This window comes from Citrobacter sp. VF227 (assembly GCF_052950715.1).
In genome coordinates, this window is sequence record NZ_JBRFVF010000001.1 from 1,196,250 (window position 1) to 1,212,519 (window position 16,270).

Annotated in this window: 16 protein-coding genes; 2 read left to right on the forward strand and 14 right to left on the reverse strand. The window is 54.2% G+C overall.

What is annotated here, in order from left to right:
- Window positions 1-31 precede the first annotated feature (31 nt).
- From ccmB to napF, 9 genes are read right to left on the reverse strand one after another with little or no spacing between them, the layout of a single operon-like run.
- Window positions 32-691, reverse strand: a complete 660-nt coding sequence (ccmB, locus tag ACU8YC_RS05905) for a heme exporter protein CcmB (protein WP_151219873.1) — start codon at window positions 689-691, stop codon at window positions 32-34.
- A complete protein-coding gene (gene ccmA, locus ACU8YC_RS05910) occupies window positions 688-1,308 on the reverse strand; it encodes a cytochrome c biogenesis heme-transporting ATPase CcmA (RefSeq protein ID WP_151219874.1) in 621 nt (206 codons plus the stop codon). The genes ccmB and ccmA overlap by 4 nt, the downstream gene beginning before the upstream one ends.
- Window positions 1,309-1,328: 20 nt before the next feature.
- The gene (napC, locus tag ACU8YC_RS05915) at window positions 1,329-1,931 is read right to left on the reverse strand and encodes a cytochrome c-type protein NapC (protein ID WP_003027548.1); all 603 of its coding nucleotides are present in this window, start codon (window positions 1,929-1,931) and stop codon (window positions 1,329-1,331) included.
- Window positions 1,932-1,940: 9 nt separating this feature from the next.
- A complete protein-coding gene (gene napB, locus ACU8YC_RS05920) occupies window positions 1,941-2,390 on the reverse strand; it encodes a nitrate reductase cytochrome c-type subunit (RefSeq protein ID WP_151219875.1) in 450 nt (149 codons plus the stop codon).
- Window positions 2,387-3,250, reverse strand: coding sequence for a quinol dehydrogenase ferredoxin subunit NapH (napH, locus tag ACU8YC_RS05925; protein WP_210904549.1), 864 nt, complete (start codon window positions 3,248-3,250; stop codon window positions 2,387-2,389). Before napH ends, napB begins: the two co-directional genes overlap by 4 nt.
- Window positions 3,237-3,932: a ferredoxin-type protein NapG gene (napG, locus tag ACU8YC_RS05930; RefSeq protein WP_151219877.1), complete on the reverse strand. Its 696-nt coding sequence runs from the start codon at window positions 3,930-3,932 to the stop codon at window positions 3,237-3,239. Before napG ends, napH begins: the two co-directional genes overlap by 14 nt.
- Before the next feature lie 6 nt (window positions 3,933-3,938).
- A complete protein-coding gene (gene napA / locus ACU8YC_RS05935) occupies window positions 3,939-6,425 on the reverse strand; it encodes a nitrate reductase catalytic subunit NapA (RefSeq protein ID WP_151219878.1) in 2,487 nt (828 codons plus the stop codon).
- Entirely contained in the window at window positions 6,422-6,685 is a 264-nt protein-coding gene (napD, locus tag ACU8YC_RS05940) for a chaperone NapD (RefSeq protein WP_446895115.1), read from the reverse strand. The genes napA and napD overlap by 4 nt, the downstream gene beginning before the upstream one ends.
- Complete coding sequence (napF, locus tag ACU8YC_RS05945) at window positions 6,675-7,166, reverse strand: ferredoxin-type protein NapF (RefSeq protein WP_187253433.1); 492 nt, start codon at window positions 7,164-7,166, stop codon at window positions 6,675-6,677. The genes napD and napF overlap by 11 nt, the downstream gene beginning before the upstream one ends.
- A 413-nt stretch (window positions 7,167-7,579) precedes the next feature.
- On the opposite strand from napF, the gene eco reads away from it, so the two are divergent.
- Entirely contained in the window at window positions 7,580-8,077 is a 498-nt protein-coding gene (gene eco, locus ACU8YC_RS05950; RefSeq protein WP_151219966.1) for a serine protease inhibitor ecotin, read from the forward strand.
- A 47-nt stretch (window positions 8,078-8,124) separates the two neighbouring features.
- Here eco and mqo read toward each other — a convergent pair whose 3' ends face one another.
- The gene (gene mqo, locus ACU8YC_RS05955; protein ID WP_151219881.1) at window positions 8,125-9,786 is read right to left on the reverse strand and encodes a malate dehydrogenase (quinone); all 1,662 of its coding nucleotides are present in this window, start codon (window positions 9,784-9,786) and stop codon (window positions 8,125-8,127) included.
- 276 nt (window positions 9,787-10,062) lie between these two features.
- Between mqo and ACU8YC_RS05960 the strand changes: the two genes are divergently transcribed.
- Window positions 10,063-11,310, forward strand: a complete 1,248-nt coding sequence (locus tag ACU8YC_RS05960; RefSeq protein ID WP_151219882.1) for a SulP family inorganic anion transporter — start codon at window positions 10,063-10,065, stop codon at window positions 11,308-11,310.
- Here ACU8YC_RS05960 and mgtE read toward each other — a convergent pair.
- The 4 genes from mgtE to ada all read right to left on the reverse strand — a co-directional run bounded on the left by mgtE (window position 11,273) and on the right by ada (window position 16,248).
- Complete coding sequence (mgtE, locus tag ACU8YC_RS05965; RefSeq protein ID WP_187253435.1) at window positions 11,273-12,709, reverse strand: magnesium transporter; 1,437 nt, start codon at window positions 12,707-12,709, stop codon at window positions 11,273-11,275. The genes ACU8YC_RS05960 and mgtE overlap by 38 nt on opposite strands.
- 105 nt (window positions 12,710-12,814) lie before the next feature.
- Window positions 12,815-14,458 carry a multidrug ABC transporter permease/ATP-binding protein gene (locus ACU8YC_RS05970; protein ID WP_446895116.1) on the reverse strand — a complete coding sequence of 548 codons (1,644 nt, stop codon included), beginning with the start codon at window positions 14,456-14,458 and terminating at the stop codon, window positions 12,815-12,817.
- Window positions 14,459-14,533: 75 nt separating this feature from the next.
- Window positions 14,534-15,184, reverse strand: a complete 651-nt coding sequence (gene alkB, locus ACU8YC_RS05975; protein WP_446895117.1) for a DNA oxidative demethylase AlkB — start codon at window positions 15,182-15,184, stop codon at window positions 14,534-14,536.
- A complete protein-coding gene (gene ada / locus ACU8YC_RS05980; protein ID WP_286538927.1) occupies window positions 15,184-16,248 on the reverse strand; it encodes a bifunctional DNA-binding transcriptional regulator/O6-methylguanine-DNA methyltransferase Ada in 1,065 nt (354 codons plus the stop codon). The genes alkB and ada overlap by 1 nt, the downstream gene beginning before the upstream one ends.
- Between the last annotated feature and the right edge of the window lie 22 nt (window positions 16,249-16,270).

Here is a 16,270-nt window from a genome sequence, read left to right on the forward strand (position 1 = left end):
CGTCTTGCCCGGCCTGCACATCTAATCTGCGCTATTGCACGCTTATCCGTAACGCCGCAGCCGTGGCAAACGGGCTTAGCGTGGCGCTGCCTACCAGCAACGCGCCCAAAATCGCCATGTACCCTTCAACCGGTAAGTGCATGGAAGCCGCATCCATCGCGGCGGTCGCAAAAATCAGTAAGGGGATGGTGAGCGGGAGAACCAGCACGCTCAACAACACACCGCCGCGCTTTAAGCCTACCGTCAACCCCACACCCGGTGCGCCGAGAAAGCCCAGCGTTGGCGTCCCAAGTAATAAGGTCAACGCCATAATTTTCCAGCCGTACATATCCATGCCCAGCAACAGAGCGACTAACGGCGAGAGGATGAGCAACGGCAAACCGGTCACAACCCAGTGCGCCATCACCTTCGCCAGAACTACTGCCGGCAGCGGCAGCGGCAGCAGCATCAGTTGCTCAAGGCTGCCATCCTGTAAGTCATCACGAAACAACCGTTCCAGCGCCAGCAACGACGCCAGCAGTGCCGCAACCCAGATGATGCCCGGCGCAATGCGCGCCAGCAGCTGCGGCTCCGGACCGATGCTCAAAGGGAACAACGTGATAACAATCAGGAAGAACCATAAAGGATTGGCGATTTCCGCACTATGACGAAACGCAACTTGCAGTTCTAAACGGAAGATTCGCCACATCATTGCGTTGTCCTCTCGCTGGTCAGCGCAATACGTCGCACTTTATCGGTTTCGACATTGAGCGGTTGGTGGGTAGTGAGAATAACAATACCCCCCTGCTCCGTATGCTGCGCCATACGCTGAGTCAGTCGCTCAACGCCGTTCACATCAATGGCGGTAAAGGGCTCATCGAGGATCCACAACCGGGCGCGAGTCAGCCACAAACGGGCCAGCGCCACGCGCCGCTGTTGTCCGGCGGAGAGTTGGTTCACCGGAATATCTTCATATCCGGCAAGCCCCGCCTGCGCCAGCGCCGCCAGACACTGTGCGATGTCGCCGTCGTGGTGGAAGAAACGCAGGTTCTCCAACGCCGAAAGCCGGGTTTTTATCCCCGGCTGATGTCCGATCCACAACAATTGTTGGTGGTAGCTATCCCGCACATGATGCAACGGTTGCTCTTGCCAGCAAACCTCCCCTGCATCGGGACGCGCCAGCCCGGTAAGCAACCGCAGAAGAGTGGTTTTCCCTGCGCCGTTGCTGCCGGTAATTTGTACCCATTCCCCTGCGTTGACGCGAAATGACAACTCACTGAAAAGTATTCTGTCATCCCGCTCGCAAAGTAATTCTCTGGCTTCAAGCATACCTGGTTATCTACATCCTGTTAAAAGCCCGGTTTGACTTCGCGCATATCAGGCAGTTTGTGCGCTATCCCTTTATGGCAGTCAATACAGGTTTGCCCGTCTTTCACGGCCTGGTCGTGCATTTTGGCCGCTACGCCTTTCTGGGCGGTTAAATCCATAAACTCGAAGTTGTGACAGTTTCGACACTCTTGCGAATTGTTATCTTTCATACGCCGCCACTCATTTTGCGCCATCGTTAAACGATGATCTTCAAATTTCTGCGGTGTATCTATTAACCCCAGTGCTTTCGCGTACAGCTCTTTACTGGCCTTGATCTTACGGATCATTTTTGGACCCCACTCGTGTGGGACATGGCAATCAGGGCAAGTCGCTCGCACACCACTACGGTTGTTGTAGTGTACGGTTTCCATGTATTCCTGGTACACCGTATTGCGCATTTCGTGACAGCTAATGCAGAACTCTTCTGTATTGGCCTTTTCCATACCGGTATTAAAGCCGCCCCAGAAAATAATGCCGCCCACAAAGCCGATTAACAACAGCGTGCCGAGCGCCAGACGGCTGGGGCGACGCCACCATTGCCAGACGCGCTTAATCCAGCCTGGTTTACGGTTAGAATTTTCCATAATGACCTCTTATTTCCCGTAACCTTTCGAGGGGGTGAAGGTATTTTCAACAATCGGCGCAGCGTCAGCCTGCGGAACGTGACATTGCAGACAGAAATAACGACGCGGCGCGACTTCAGCCAATACCTTGCCGTCGCTATCCATAAAGTGCGTAGGACTGACGCGCAGCGCACCGGTGGTGCGATAGCTTTCCACACCGTGGCATTGCAGGCAGCGGTTAGTGTTAGTCGTCACCTGATATCCTTCAACGCTGTGCGGAATCATCGGCGGCTGATTCACATAGTTCAGCGGCATACGCACTTGCTCTTTCGGCATGCGAATCGCCCCTTCCTGCGTTCCTGAGACTTCCGGTGACTGGCTCAGATCCACTCCATTTGCAGCCCAAACTGCCCCACTGACTAGCAAGGCCAGCGCGGCCATCCATTGACTCAGCGCTTTAATCAGGTCATGGCTTTTCATGATTTCGCTCCCGAACTCCATCGTGTTGTTATTGTAAAAACATCCTCAGAACAGACATCCACACAGCGACCGCAGGCCATGCAATCGCGACTGGTTACCTGCACCGGACTTTGCTCATCCAGCACCGGCGCACGTAGCACATGCGGTTCCGGGCAAACATGAAAACAATCCATACAGCGGTTACATCTGTTACGTTCTTTTGCTGAGACGGTTAATGCACCTTTACTTCCCACTACGCTATACAGCGCACCCAGTGGGCAGAGATGCCCGCACCAGCCGTGTTCAACGACCAGTAAATCAAATAAAAACAGCGCGAGGATCAGCAACGCTCCGCTACCGAATCCCATTACCAGGCTGCGTCCCAGCAGAGAAACCGGGTTTATCCACTCCCACAGCAGCGTACCAGTCAGCGCTGAACCGACCAGAATGACCACCAGCAGGACGTACCGTATATGGCGCGGTAGGGTCGCGGACTGATTCAGGTCAAACCTTCTGCGCAGCCAACTGGCTAAATCGGTAACCGGGTTCATTGGGCAAACCCAACTGCAAAACAGTCGCTTACCCGCCAGGGCATACAGCACCGTGATGATGATGGCGCCCGTTAACGCCACCGTCGCCGGCAGATGTCCGCTGGCCAGGCTTTGCAGGGTGATCAGTGGGTCGGTGAACGGAATGGAATCCAGCAACAGGCTGCTACTGTAATTGCCATGCAGAATCCACACGCCAAGCCACGGGCCGCTGAGGAACATCGCCAGGATCAAAAACTGGCTCAGACGACGCAGCACCAGCCAGCGGTGGCTCATCCACCATCCTTTTTTCGCCTGCGCTTCACGCCCGGCATCACGTTTACGATTTGCCATTGTTCCCCTCCAGCCAACCGAAGCGGTAATGGTGTCCTAACTCCCCTTTCGCCAGCGACAGCGGCAACACTTTTATTGCAGGCTGCTCCAGTACGCAGACTTTTTCGCATTTCCCGCAGCCGGTACAGGCATCGCTGTGCACGGTAGGAATAAACCGCGCGTGCTTGCCGGTACGCATGTTGCGGTCCAGCTCAAGGGTGATAGCCTCATCAATTTTCGGGCACTCGCGATAACAAACGTCACAGCGTAACCCCTGATAGTTGAGGCAGTTTTCGTGATCCAGCAGAACTGCCAGCCCCATACGTGAATCGTCTATGGATGCAATTTCCCTGTCCAATGCGCCGCTGGGGCAGACTTTGGCGCACGGAATGTCCTCACACATTTCGCAGGGAATCTCACGAGCGACAAAATACGGCGTACCCGCTGCCAGCCCGGAGGCCAGCGTCGCCAACTTCAACGTGTCATACGGGCAGGCCTGAACGCACTGTCCGCAGCGCACGCAGGCGCTGGCGAACGCCTCCTCGCTCAGTGCGCCGGGCGGGCGCAACCGCACGCCGGTTGCTCGTGCGGTTTGCTGTTGCAACCCCAGCGCCACGCCAACGACGGCCAGCCCACCCGCAGCACGAACCATATCGCGCAGAAAGCGGCGGCGGCCATTTTGGGGTTTAGCTGACCGGGACATAACGCGTTACACCTTCGCCAGTTTCACGGCGCACTTCTTGAAATCCGTCTCTTTGGAGAGCGGATCTGTCGCATCCAGCGTCAGGTTGTTCACCAGCTGTGCGGCATCGAAGAACGGCATGTACACCAGCCCCTGCGGCGGACGGTTACGACCGCGTGTTTCAACTATCGAAATCACTTCGCCACGACGGGAAACCACTTTGACTTTATCGCCACGGCGCAGATCGCGCGCTTTTGCATCCAGCGGGTGGATAAACAGCACGGCTTCCGGGAAAGCGCGGTGCAGTTCAGGCACACGGCGTGTCATGCTGCCGGTATGCCAGTGTTCCAGCACACGTCCGGTAGACAGCCACAGGTCGTATTCTTTATCCGGCGCTTCAGCAGCAGGTTCAAACGGCAGCGCGAAGATGACCGCTTTGCCGTCCGGCTTACCGTAGAACTTATAGCTTTCGCCCGCTTTTACATAAGGGTCGTTGCCCTCGCTGTAACGCCACTGGGTTTCTTTACCCTCAACGACCGGCCAGCGTAAGCCGCGCGCTTTGTGATAATCGTCAAATGGCGCAAGGTCGTGCCCATGACCGCGACCAAACCATGCGTACTCTTCGAACAGTCCTTTTTGCAGATAGAAGCCCAGCTCACGGGACTCATCGTTGAGCTGATCGTCAGCCAGTTCAGCCACCGGGAATTTCGTCACTGCAGGCGTGGCAAACAGAACGTCATACAGCGTTTTGCCGCGGAGTTCCGGTTTCTGCGCCAGCAGCTCTTCCGGCCACACTTCTTCTGTTTTGAAGCGACGAGAGAACTGCACCAGTTGCCACAGATCCGATTTCGATTCGCCCGGCGCTTTAATCTGCTGACGCCAGAATTGTGTACGGCGTTCCGCGTTACCGTAGGCGCCTTCTTTTTCTACCCACATTGCGGTCGGCAGGATCAGGTCAGCAGACAGGGCGCTGACCGTCGGATACGGATCGGAGACAATGATGAAGTTGCGCGGATCGCGCCAGCCCGGCATACGTTCTTCGTTGATGTTCGGACCAGCCTGCATGTTGTTGGTACACATCGTCCAGTAGACATTGAGCTTGCCGTCTTTCAGCGCACGGTCTTGCGCCACGGCATGCAGGCCGACTTTCGCCGGAATTGTCCCCGCCGGTATATTCCAGTGCTTCTCGCAGATATCGCGGTGTTTTTCATTCGTTACCACCATGTCCGCAGGCAAACGGTGAGAGAACGTACCGACTTCACGCGCAGTACCGCAGGCGGAAGGCTGGCCGGTCAACGAGAACGGACCACAGCCTGGCTGGGAGATTTTGCCGGTCAGCAGGTGCAGGTTGTAGACCAGGTTGTTGGCCCACACGCCGCGGGTATGCTGGTTGAAGCCCATCGTCCAGTAGGAGATGACTTTTTTCTTCGGATCGGCATACAGCTGAGCTAACTGTTCCAGTTGATCTTTCGGGACGCCGGTCATTTCGGCGGTTTTATCGAGTGTGTACTCGGCAACGAAAGCTTTGTAGTCCTCAAAGCTCATCGGTTCAGAGGCATCGGAACCCGGATTTTTCGCCGCTTTTTCCAGCGGATGGGTAGGACGCAGACCGTAGCCGATATCCGTTACGCCTTTACGCACGTTAACGTGCTTACTAAAGAAATCCTGATTTATCGCATTGTTTTGAATAATGTAGTTCGCGATGTAGTTGAGGATCACCAGATCGGTTTGCGGCGTGAAGACCATACCGTTGTCCGCCAGCTCAAAGCTGCGGTGCTGGAAGGTGGAAAGAACCGCGACGTTAACGTTAGGGTCGGACAAACGACGGTTGGTGATGCGCGACCACAGGATCGGATGCATTTCCGCCATATTCGCGCCCCACAGGACGAAAGCGTCAGCATGCTCGATATCGTCATAGCAGCCCATCGGCTCATCCATACCGAAGGTACGCATAAAGCCGACTACCGCTGACGCCATGCAGTGACGCGCGTTCGGGTCAATGTTATTGGAACGGAAACCCGCTTTGAACAATTTAGCCGCAGCATAACCTTCCCAAATCGTCCACTGACCAGAGCCGAACATACCGATAGACTCCGGGCCTTTCTCTTTCATGGACGTTTTGAATTTCTCTTCCATCACGTCAAAAGCCTGGTCCCAGCTAATCGGGGTGAACTCGCCCTCTTTGTGATACTTCCCGTCCTTCATGCGCAGCATCGGCTGCGTTAAACGGTCTTTTCCGTACATGATTTTCGGCAGGAAGTAACCTTTGATACAATTAAGCCCACGGTTAACCGGCGCATCCGGGTCGCCCTGGCATGCCACAACACGCCCTTGCTGCGTCCCGACCAATACGCCACAGCCCGTCCCGCAAAAACGGCACGGGGCTTTATCCCATTTAATGGCCTCTTGCTGACCGGCTACCGCACGGGCTACGCCCGGCACGCTTAACCCGGCAGCCGCCGCAGCGGCCGCAACGGCGTTAGCTTTCATAAAGCTACGACGACTGAGTTTCATGGTGTTTCCTCACCTTGCTCATCCTGCTGGTGATAAACCAGCGACACCGCCAGTACGCCCGCAACGTTGCGCACTGACTCAATAGTTTTCATTAACGTTTCGCTGTGTTCAGCTTCCACCACCACGATCAGTTGACCGCTTTCCATATCGCTGAGGGCAACTTCGCAACCGGGAAAGGAACGTAACTGTGAGGCGATATCATTGATATGCTGGCTTTTGGCCTGAACGACCAGGCTGCAGACCTGCCAGTTATTGTCCATGGTTGTACTCCGCGTTAATGGCTGATACCGGGCAGATAGCGACACATGCGCCACATCCGTTACAGTCCTGATTGTCGAGCTGCGGCTGATAAATGCCGGACAGCGTGGGACGAAAGGTTATGGCCATGGGTTCACAGCTATCCTGACAGCGATGACATTCAACGGACTGGTGTGCGAGACAGTTTTCCCCGATAGTAAAATTCAGATCCCATGCCCTGGTGTGGCGCGGAAGAAAAAGTGATTCGGGACAGGCTTCTGCGCAGGCATAACAAAAGCTGCACTCGCCGTGTTTGAAATTTACGCTCGGGTAACCACCCTGGCCTCGCTGCAGGATGTCGGTTTCACACGCCTGGATGCAGGCGTCACAACGGAGGCAATGGGCCAGAAAGTGGGAGTCTTCCTTGCTCCATGGCGGACGGATCCCCGCGTTGGCATTTCGCCAACTGCCTGTCAACATACCTCGACGGGATAAATCAACCATGACATTGTCCTTCCATAATGACGCTCTCCCTCGACGGGTTGAACGACATAAAAAACTGCACTATTTATGAGTAATTATTTTTAGCCGTAAGATATTTCAGGATGTGTTAGAGGAGCATACCCCAATCGGGGTAAATGCTGTTGCCGGATCAAAGGAGTGTTGAGTTGGCGGGAAAAAATGCGCTTTTGCTCACATTTCAATGAGTTATATAAACACATATATAACGAATTTCGCAAAAAGCTGAAAATCTCAACATTAGGATAAATCCTGGAATATATCGCTATAGAGACAGGTAAATACTATTTAATTCACCTTAAATATAAGTAAATACAGATTAATAGATTATGTAAATATGTTAACCTGATCCAGACTCGTTCATAAGACAGAAGAAAGGAAACACTGTGAACAATAAGATGAAGACAATTGTCCCTGCCGTACTTTTCGCCGCATTTGCCAGTACCTCTGCGTGGGCTGCCAGTAACGATACCAGCGCTCAGCCGCTGGAAAAAGTCGCCCCCTATCCTAAAGCGGAAAAGGGTATGAAACGCCAGGTTATCCAACTTACTCCTGAGAAAGATGAATCTACTCTCAAAGTAGAACTACTGATCGGACAAACACTGGAAGTTGACTGCAACCAACACCGCCTGGGCGGAGAACTGGACAGCAAAACGCTGGAAGGTTGGGGATATGACTACTATGTCTTTGACAAAGTTACGTCTCCGGTCTCAACCATGATGGCTTGCCCGGACGGTAAGAAAGAGAAGAAATTCATCACCGCGTATCTGGGTGATGACGGTATGCTGCGTTACAACAGCAAGTTGCCGATTGTGGTCTACACCCCGGAAAACGTGGACGTGAAATACCGCATCTGGAAAGCGGAAGATAAAATTCAGGACGCAGTCGCGCGATAAGTGAGAATATGCCGGATGGCGGCGTAGCGCCTCATCCGGCATTTTATTTACAGCGCGATATCCGCGACAGCTTTTTGCTCAGGCTGCTGTTGTGCCTGAGGTTTGAGCTGTGGTTTCGGCGCTTCGTCAGCGACCTGCGGCTTATCATACTTCAGCCCCAGAACGTCACTGGTGTACTGCAGCTCTTGTTCCGTAGCCTCAACATTACCGTTCAGCTTCGTGCCATAGGACGGAATAATGGTTTTCAGCTTCGCCTGCCACTCGGGACTGGCCACTTTATCTTTAAACACTTTTTCCATCAGATGCAGCATGATCGGCGCGGCGGTTGACGCCCCCGGAGAAGCCCCCAGCAGCGCAGCAATGGTGCCCTCTTTATCGCTGACCACTTCGGTACCCAGGCGCAGAACGCCGCCCTTCTCCGCATCACTTTTGATAATCTGCACACGCTGGCCTGCCTGCCATAAACGCCAGTCTTCTTTTTTCGCCTGCGGATAGTACTCTTGCAGCGCGGCAAAACGGTCATCGTCGCTGAGCATCACCTGGCTTAGCAGATATTTCACCAGATCGAAGTTATCCAGACCCACGTTAACCATCGGCATAAAGTTCGAAGTAGTCGTCGAGCTAAGCAGATCCCACAAGGAACCGTTTTTCAGGAACTTGGTGGAGAATGTTGCGAATGGCCCAAACAGCACCACACGTTTACCATCGAGGATACGAGTATCGATGTGCGGCACGGACATCGGCGGCGCACCAACGGAGGCCTGACCGTACACTTTCGCCAGATGGCGATTGACCACGTCCGGATTATCCGCAACCAGGAACTGCCCGCCCACCGGGAATCCGGCATAGCCTTTCGCTTCCGGAATGTCGGTTTCCTGCAACAGCTTCAGGGCAGCACCACCGGCACCGATAAAGACAAACTTCGCCTTAATATCGTGTTCCGCTTCGTTATTTTTCAGATCGGCGACCGTCACGGTCCAGCTATTGTCAGCATTACGCTTAAAGCCACGCACCTCAGTGCTTAGCTGCAACGCGAAGTTAGGTTTTTTCTGTAACGAGGCAATCAGCTGGCGCGTGATTTCGCCGTAGTTCACGTCAGTACCAATCTCGGTACGCGTTGCCGCAACTTTTTGTTTTGGATCGCGACCTTCCATGACCAGCGGCGCCCACTCTTTAATCTGCGCGTGATCTTCAGAATAACGCATACCGCGGAATAACGTGCTCTGTTGCAGTGCAGCGTAACGGGCACGCAGGAAGTTGACGTTCTCGTCACCCCAGACAAAACTCATATGCGGAACGGTGGTGATAAATGAGCGAGGTTCATGCATTACGCCATTATTGACCTGATGAGCCCAAAACTGGCGGGAAATCTGGAAGGCTTCGTTAATTTCGACTGCCTTTTCAATGCTGATGCTACCGTCGGCCTTTTTCGGTGTGTAGTTCAGCTCCATCAGTGCCGAGTGGCCCGTTCCGGCGTTATTCCAGCCGTTTGAGCTTTCCTGCGCTACCCCGTCCAGTCGCTCAACCATGGTCATTGACCATTGCGGCTCCAGCTCCTGTAAATAGGTTCCCAGCGTGGCGCTCATGATGCCGCCGCCAATCAACAGCACGTCCGTTTCCTGCTCTTCCGCCGCTTTCGCTTTTGCCGCCATTGAGACAACATTCAGTCCTACGGCCATGGTGAAGAGCATGGCAGTCACTTTTTTCATAATGTTAATGCCTTACTTTTAGTATCGCTTTTTGCTTTTTATGCAGGTGAAAATCGAGCGGCATCAACGGTAACACTTAAGTAAAAATAATTAAATATTGTTTATAAATTATATTTAATTTTTAAAAATGTTATCAATACGTTGGTATTTTATAGGGTTATTGACAATCATTTCTGGAAACCGCCCCCTCAGACGGGTACTATGCTGCGCTTTGCTATTCACCGCATGGATGCCTGTCGGTCTGCTGTATCAGGCCATTTTGATCTCAGAGTAATTATGTCTGCATCTCACACCTCCTCTGCAACAGTGGCAGAACACACGACGCGCGGTGTGCTGCGCCAACCCCGTCTGCTGGTTCGCGAAACGCTGGCTGGTGTGGTCACCGCCCTGGCACTGATCCCGGAAGTGATCTCTTTTTCCGTTATTGCTGGCGTCGATCCGAAAGTCAGTCTGATCGCCTCGGTTGTATTGTGCCTGGCAATGTCATTTTTAGGTGGGCGTCCGGCAATGGTTACCGCCGCTGCAGGATCGGTTGCGCTGGTCATTGGCCCGATGGTGCATCAACACGGAGTGCAGTACATCCTGCCTGCGGTAGTGCTGGCCGGAATTATTCAGATCCTGTTTGGCGTGCTGGGCATGGCGCGTCTGATGCGTTTCATCCCTGGGGCCGTCATGACCGGGTTCGTCAACGCGCTGGGAATTTTGATTTTCTTTGCTCAGGTCCCGCATTTCTGGGGCAAAAGCCCGCTAATCTGGGGGCTGTTTATTCTGACCCTGCTGATTGTGCTGTGGGTTCCGCGTTTTATTAAAGCCATTCCCGCGCCGCTTATCGCCATCGTGCTGCTGACGGTGTTCACTGTCACCAGCGGGCAACTGTTGCCGACCGTCGGTGACGAAGGTTCAATGAGCGGCGGACTGCCGGGATTAACGCAGTTACTCGTACCGCTCAACCTGCAAACGCTGGCGATTATCTGGCCCTGTGCGCTAAGCATCGCTTTTGTTGGTTTGATGGAGTCGCTGTTAACCGCCCGCCTGGTGGATGACCTGACGGTTACGCCGTCGAATAAGAATCGCGAGAGCGCCGGGCTTGGGATCGCCAATATTCTGGCCGGATGTTATGGCGGCATTGCCGGGTGCGCGATGATTGGTCAAACCATCGTTAACGTCGAGATGGGCAAAGGACGCAGTCGCGTCTCGACGTTTGCCGCCGGGCTGGTCTTGCTGCTGTTGGTTACCGCGTTAAGCGAAGTGATGGCGAAAATACCCATGTCGGTGCTGGCGGGGATTATGGTGATTGTGGCGGTGAAAACCTTCAGCTGGCATAGCATTCAACCCACCACACTGGCGAAACTCCCTGTGACTGAAACGCTGGTGATGCTACTGACCGTCGCCGCGACGGTGTCGACCGGCAACCTGGCTATTGGCGTGGTTGCCGGCGTAATGGCAATGCTCATTCTGCCGCGTATCGTCAGAGGCAAACGCGCGGCTACATCAGAAACAGCGTTGCCAGACCGAGAAAAATAAAGAATCCCCCGGTATCGGTGATAGCCGTAATCATCACGCTCGAGCCGACCGCCGGGTCACGCCCGAGCTTCACCATCGTCATCGGAATGATGACCCCCATTAATGCTGCCATCAACAAATTAAGCATCATCGCCAGGGTCATCACGCCGCCGAGCGCCATGTCATCATACAGCCACCAGGTAATACCGCCCATAATTCCGCCCCATACGAGGCCATTAATCACCGCCACGCCCATTTCACGCAGGATCAAAAACGTCAGGTTCCCCGGTTGAATATTTTGTAGCGCCAGCGCACGAACGATCATGGTGATGGTTTGATTCCCGGTATTGCCGCCAATTCCCGCCACAATTGGCATCAGTGAGGCCAGCGCCACCAGTTGCGAAATCGTGTGTTCAAAACCGTCGATCACCCGCGAGGCGATGAAGGCGGTACAGAGGTTAACGGCCAGCCACGCCCAACGCGTTTTTACCGCTTTGGTAACGGGCGCAAACACGTCCTCTCCGGCGCTTAAGCCCCCCATTCGACGCAAATCGGTATCAGTTTCTTCATAGACCACATCGACGATCTCATCGATGGTTAAGCGGCCCATCAGCTTGCCTGAAGGGTCAACGACCGCGGCACTGACCAGGTCGTCACGTTCGAAGGTACGTGCAGCGTTTTCAGCGATATCGTCCGGAGAAAAGGTGAGCGGGTCATCTTCCATCACCTCGCTGACTTTGCGTTGCACATCATTAAGCAGAATGCAGGTTAACGTCAGTTCGCCAACCAGCACTTTATTGCGATCGGTCACGAAGAGTTTATCGGTGTTCTCCGGCATTTTGCCCAACCGTCGCAGGTAGCGTTGCACCACTTCCAGCGTCACGTCCGGACGCACGGTGATGACTTCGAACTCCATAATCGCGCCGACGCGATTCTTCTCGTAATGCATTACCTGGCGGACACGCGCCCGCTCTTCGGCCGGTAACGTCGCCAGCAGTCGTCCAGTGAGGTTACGCGGGAGATGCTGCACCAGATAAATCTGTTCGTCGATATCGAGATATTGCAGCGCGTCCAGTATTTCGCGGTCGCTCATCTCATCGATCAGGTCGTCCCAGACGTTTTCTGACGCCTCAAGCAAGACGTTACCACGCTTTTCACTTTCGACCAGTCGCCACAAGGCGTGACGCTCTTCTGAAGGTAATGCTTCGAGGGTATCGGCTAAATCGGGCGGCGGCAGATGGGCAACCAGCGCCCCTACCTCAGCAATATCGTCGGCTAACGTACCGACGTCATATTGCTCAGCCAGGGTAAGCTTGCCCAACAGTGTTGAAACAATGGCTTTATCAGTGGTCAGCAACCAGATAAGACGCGCACGCTCTTCATCACGCAGTCTGGCGCTATTTTTGTTTGTAACGGACATTAATCATAAATCCATGATATGAAATATCATTAATCATGATGCTGATTTATATAAATAACAACAAACAGCGCCGCCAGACGGATAAAAAACCGGCGGCACGTGAGATTATGCGGTGCGAGCCACAGCATCACGCGAGGCGGCATCACGCTCATCGCCCAGCAGTTCATTGAGCTGTCCATTACGCATTTCCAGCAGCCTGTCGGCATGAATAAAATAGTGATCGTCGTGGCTGATGGCGAAAATAGTTTTGCCCATTTCTTGCATCAAAGGTAACAGGACCTGATAGAAGTCACGACGGAAATGGGGATCCTGATCCGCAGCCCATTCATCCAGCAAAATGATATCGCGCTCCTCCGCCAGAGCCAGCAGTAGCGCCACGCGTTTCTTCTGCCCCTTCGACAGCTTCAGATTGAGGATGCGCCCCTCGCTCAGCTCCAGCTTGTGTCCCATTTTCAGATATTCCAGCCACTTCGCCACCAGCTGCGGATTGGCTTCTTTACCTTCCGGCCCCAGCAGTTTGTCGAATAGCCAGACGTCGGTAAATACGGCGGAGAACAGCTTGCGATAGTCTTCCGGCTTTTCAACGGCAACCGTTTTGCCATCAAGCAATATCTCGCCTGACTGCGGCTGGTAAAGCCCGGTCAGTAACATCGCCAGCGTAGACTTCCCGCTACCATTACCGCCAATAAGAAAGATCAGTTCACCGCGATGAATCGTCAGATTCACTGGTCCAACGGAGAAGGCGTTATCCTGATAGTGGAAAACCACGTTACGCAACTCCAGCGTTTGCCAGTTCGGAAACGCATTTGGTCGCGGGAATTCGGCCTTAAAGGGTGCCAGGTCGAACTTATTCAACTTGTTGAAGGCCACCTGCGCAGTGAGCAGCGTCGGTAGCGCGCCAACGGCAGAGAGCAGCGGCGTGCGCAGGAATAACAGCGTCAGAGAATAGGTCGCCGCCACGGCGGTATCCGCCCAGCCCAGACTGTTGGCCATCCAGAACACCAGGCCAATGGCGCCCAGCATCATAATGTTCGACCAGTTGACCGCGCTCAGGTGGAAAGTATCGGCACGAATAATATGGTGACGGTACTCTTTGGCATCCGGGACGTACATCTGATTAAAGATATGCTCGGCACGCTCACGGTTGAGCGTCAGCTCCTTGCGCCCTTCCAGTACCGTCTGATAATCGTTGTACAGTTTGTCTTCGGTTTCACGCAGGGTCGCCATGTGTTTATACACTCGCGCCACCAGCACAAATCCGCCCCAGATGGTGAGTGCCATCCAGATAGCCGTCACCAGCAACATTTTAGTCGACAACATCGCCAGATACGCCGCAGACCCGACGGTCAGGATAATCCCCTGCACCAGTTCAGGCAGGCGGACAAAGGCAATGGTGATGTTGCGGATGTCGCTGGTTAATCCGGCCAGCAGCGAGGCGCTGCCAAGTTGTTCGATGCGTTCGACGTGGGTATCAAGAATACGTTTGATAAATTCACTGCGCAGACGATAGACAAAGTGGTGGCCCAGCGTGGTGAGTGCCAACTGTGAACCGAGGGTGACGACCATCAGTAACAGCAGCAGGCCAAGAAACTCCGGTAGCACCATCAGCGTGGTGTCGACCGTTTCAATCAGACGCTGGTTGATAAACGCAATCAGCCCAATCCCCAACGCGGCGCTGGCGAGGCTGAGCGCCATGACGCTGATAAATGGCCAGCGATACTGCCGCCAGACAAGAAGTAAAAGTTCCATGCGAACAACCCGGGCAAGTAATAACAGCCCGCAGTTTAAACATCTCTTCGCTGACAGCAATAATAATTCTTATTTTTATTCTTTTTTACCTGCCTGGCGAAACGTCAGGTTATAGCGACAGTCTCCGGTCAACGGATGATACCCCGTCTTAAGCGGCTGGATCCCATGATAAAACAGCCGCGAATTGCCGCCCCATACCACCACATCACCATGTTCAAGCAACAAACGCTTTAAGGGGTCATTACGGCGCAAGCCGCCAAATTGAAAGATAGCCGGTAACCCCAGCGACACCGAGACAATCGGTGCCCGCAGATCAGACTCGTCTTTATCCTGATGTAATGACAGTTTTGACCCTGGCGTGTAACGGTTGATAAGGCAGGCATCGGGTTGAAAGTCAGCATAGCCCGCCGCCGTTGCCGCCTGTTGGCAAAGGTCAGCAAAGACGTCCGGTAGTGGCGGCCAGTGTACGCCGGTTAACGGGTCGCAGGGTGAATACAAGTAGCCATGTTGATCCGTCGTCCAGCCCAGATAGCCGCAGTTGGTCATTGCCACCGACATCGTGTAGCCGCCCGGCGTCACCATCTGGCGAAATGGCGAGTGCCTGGCGACAGCGGCTATTGCTTGCAGTAAAGACGGTGTGCGGTCAAAAGCAAAACGTCGCAAAATAACCGCACCGGACGCCAGCGGTTCTTGCCAGGGTTTCGTATCCGCAAAGAGATCGAGCATTATGGTTCCTCGCGCGTCGTTTCACGCTGTAGTAACTGTGCCTTGCGCCCAATCCCCCACCGATAGCCAGAAAGCGCGCCATCGCCACGGATTACGCGGTGACACGGGATGACTATCGCCAGTTTATTGGCTCCACAAGCACTGGCCACTGCACGCACCGCTTTCGGTTTGCCGATGGCGTTGGCCAGTTGTTGATAGCTGACTGTTTCACCACACGGAATTGCCCGCAGCGCCTGCCACACCTGCTGCTGAAATGCAGTTCCCCGGATATCCAGTGGTAACGATAGCGGCGTATCGCGCGAGTTGATCGCGGCGATCACTTCGCGCACACGCTGCTGAAACTCGGCATCTGCAGGTACGTCCTGAGCGGCGGGAAACAGCTCATGCAGATCCGCAGCCAATCTGGCATCATCATCGCCAAGCAAGATCGCACAGATCCCGCGTTCGCTTTCCGCCACCAGGCAACGGCCCAGGTCGCAATCTGCCAGGGTATAGCGCACAGAAACGTTGTCGCCACCTTTGCGAAACTGCTTTGCGGTCATGCCCAAAGTCTCATCCGCTTTGCGGTAGTAGCTGCTACTGTCGGGGAATCCGGCGTTGAGGATCGCCTGCGTTACCGGAACGCCTTTCGCCAGGGCATCACGCAGACGGCGAGCGCGCCAGGACTGCTGCCACGCTTTCGGGGTCATGCCCGTCGTGGCTTTGAACAAGCGATGGAAGTGATACGGGCTCATCGCCACCTGCCGCGACAGTTCCTCGAGCGTAAGTGGTAACTCTTGCTCCAGTAACTGGCAGGCATGGGCTATTTTCTCCATGCGATGCTGCTGCGCGCTGTCTTTATCCGGTTGGCAGCGTTTACAGGGGCGAAAACCCGCAGCCAGCGCCTGACGAGCATCGGCAAAGAAACGGACATTTTTGCGCAGTGCATGTTTTGCACGACAGGACGGACGGCAAAAAATGCCGGTAGTCTGAACGGCGAAAACAAACTGACCGTCGGCATCGACATCGCGATTCACGACGGACTGCCAGCGGTCATCATCAGTTATCTGTAAACGATTTTTCATTATGGACTCCTTTGTTAAGCAT

Bases quoted from the DNA above. Each gene is read 5' to 3' on its own strand.
- napC (WP_003027548.1), bottom strand. From the start codon at position 1,931: ATGGAAAATTCTAACCGTAAACCAGGCTGGATTAAGCGCGTCTGGCAA.
- ada (WP_286538927.1), bottom strand. From the start codon at position 16,248: ATGAAAAATCGTTTACAGATAACTGATGATGACCGCTGGCAGTCCGTC.
- napD (WP_446895115.1), bottom strand. From the start codon at position 6,685: ATGGACAATAACTGGCAGGTCTGCAGCCTGGTCGTTCAGGCCAAAAGC.
- napH (WP_210904549.1), bottom strand. From the start codon at position 3,250: ATGGCAAATCGTAAACGTGATGCCGGGCGTGAAGCGCAGGCGAAAAAA.
- alkB (WP_446895117.1), bottom strand. From the start codon at position 15,184: ATGCTCGATCTCTTTGCGGATACGAAACCCTGGCAAGAACCGCTGGCG.
- napA (WP_151219878.1), bottom strand. From the start codon at position 6,425: ATGAAACTCAGTCGTCGTAGCTTTATGAAAGCTAACGCCGTTGCGGCC.
- eco (WP_151219966.1), top strand. From the start codon at position 7,580: ATGAAGACAATTGTCCCTGCCGTACTTTTCGCCGCATTTGCCAGTACC.
- ccmB (WP_151219873.1), bottom strand. From the start codon at position 691: ATGATGTGGCGAATCTTCCGTTTAGAACTGCAAGTTGCGTTTCGTCAT.
- ACU8YC_RS05960 (WP_151219882.1), top strand. From the start codon at position 10,063: ATGTCTGCATCTCACACCTCCTCTGCAACAGTGGCAGAACACACGACG.
- mqo (WP_151219881.1), bottom strand. From the start codon at position 9,786: ATGAAAAAAGTGACTGCCATGCTCTTCACCATGGCCGTAGGACTGAAT.
- ccmA (WP_151219874.1), bottom strand. From the start codon at position 1,308: ATGCTTGAAGCCAGAGAATTACTTTGCGAGCGGGATGACAGAATACTT.
- ACU8YC_RS05970 (WP_446895116.1), bottom strand. From the start codon at position 14,458: ATGGAACTTTTACTTCTTGTCTGGCGGCAGTATCGCTGGCCATTTATC.
- napF (WP_187253433.1), bottom strand. From the start codon at position 7,166: ATGGTTGATTTATCCCGTCGAGGTATGTTGACAGGCAGTTGGCGAAAT.
- napG (WP_151219877.1), bottom strand. From the start codon at position 3,932: ATGTCCCGGTCAGCTAAACCCCAAAATGGCCGCCGCCGCTTTCTGCGC.
- napB (WP_151219875.1), bottom strand. From the start codon at position 2,390: ATGAAAAGCCATGACCTGATTAAAGCGCTGAGTCAATGGATGGCCGCG.
- mgtE (WP_187253435.1), bottom strand. From the start codon at position 12,709: ATGTCCGTTACAAACAAAAATAGCGCCAGACTGCGTGATGAAGAGCGT.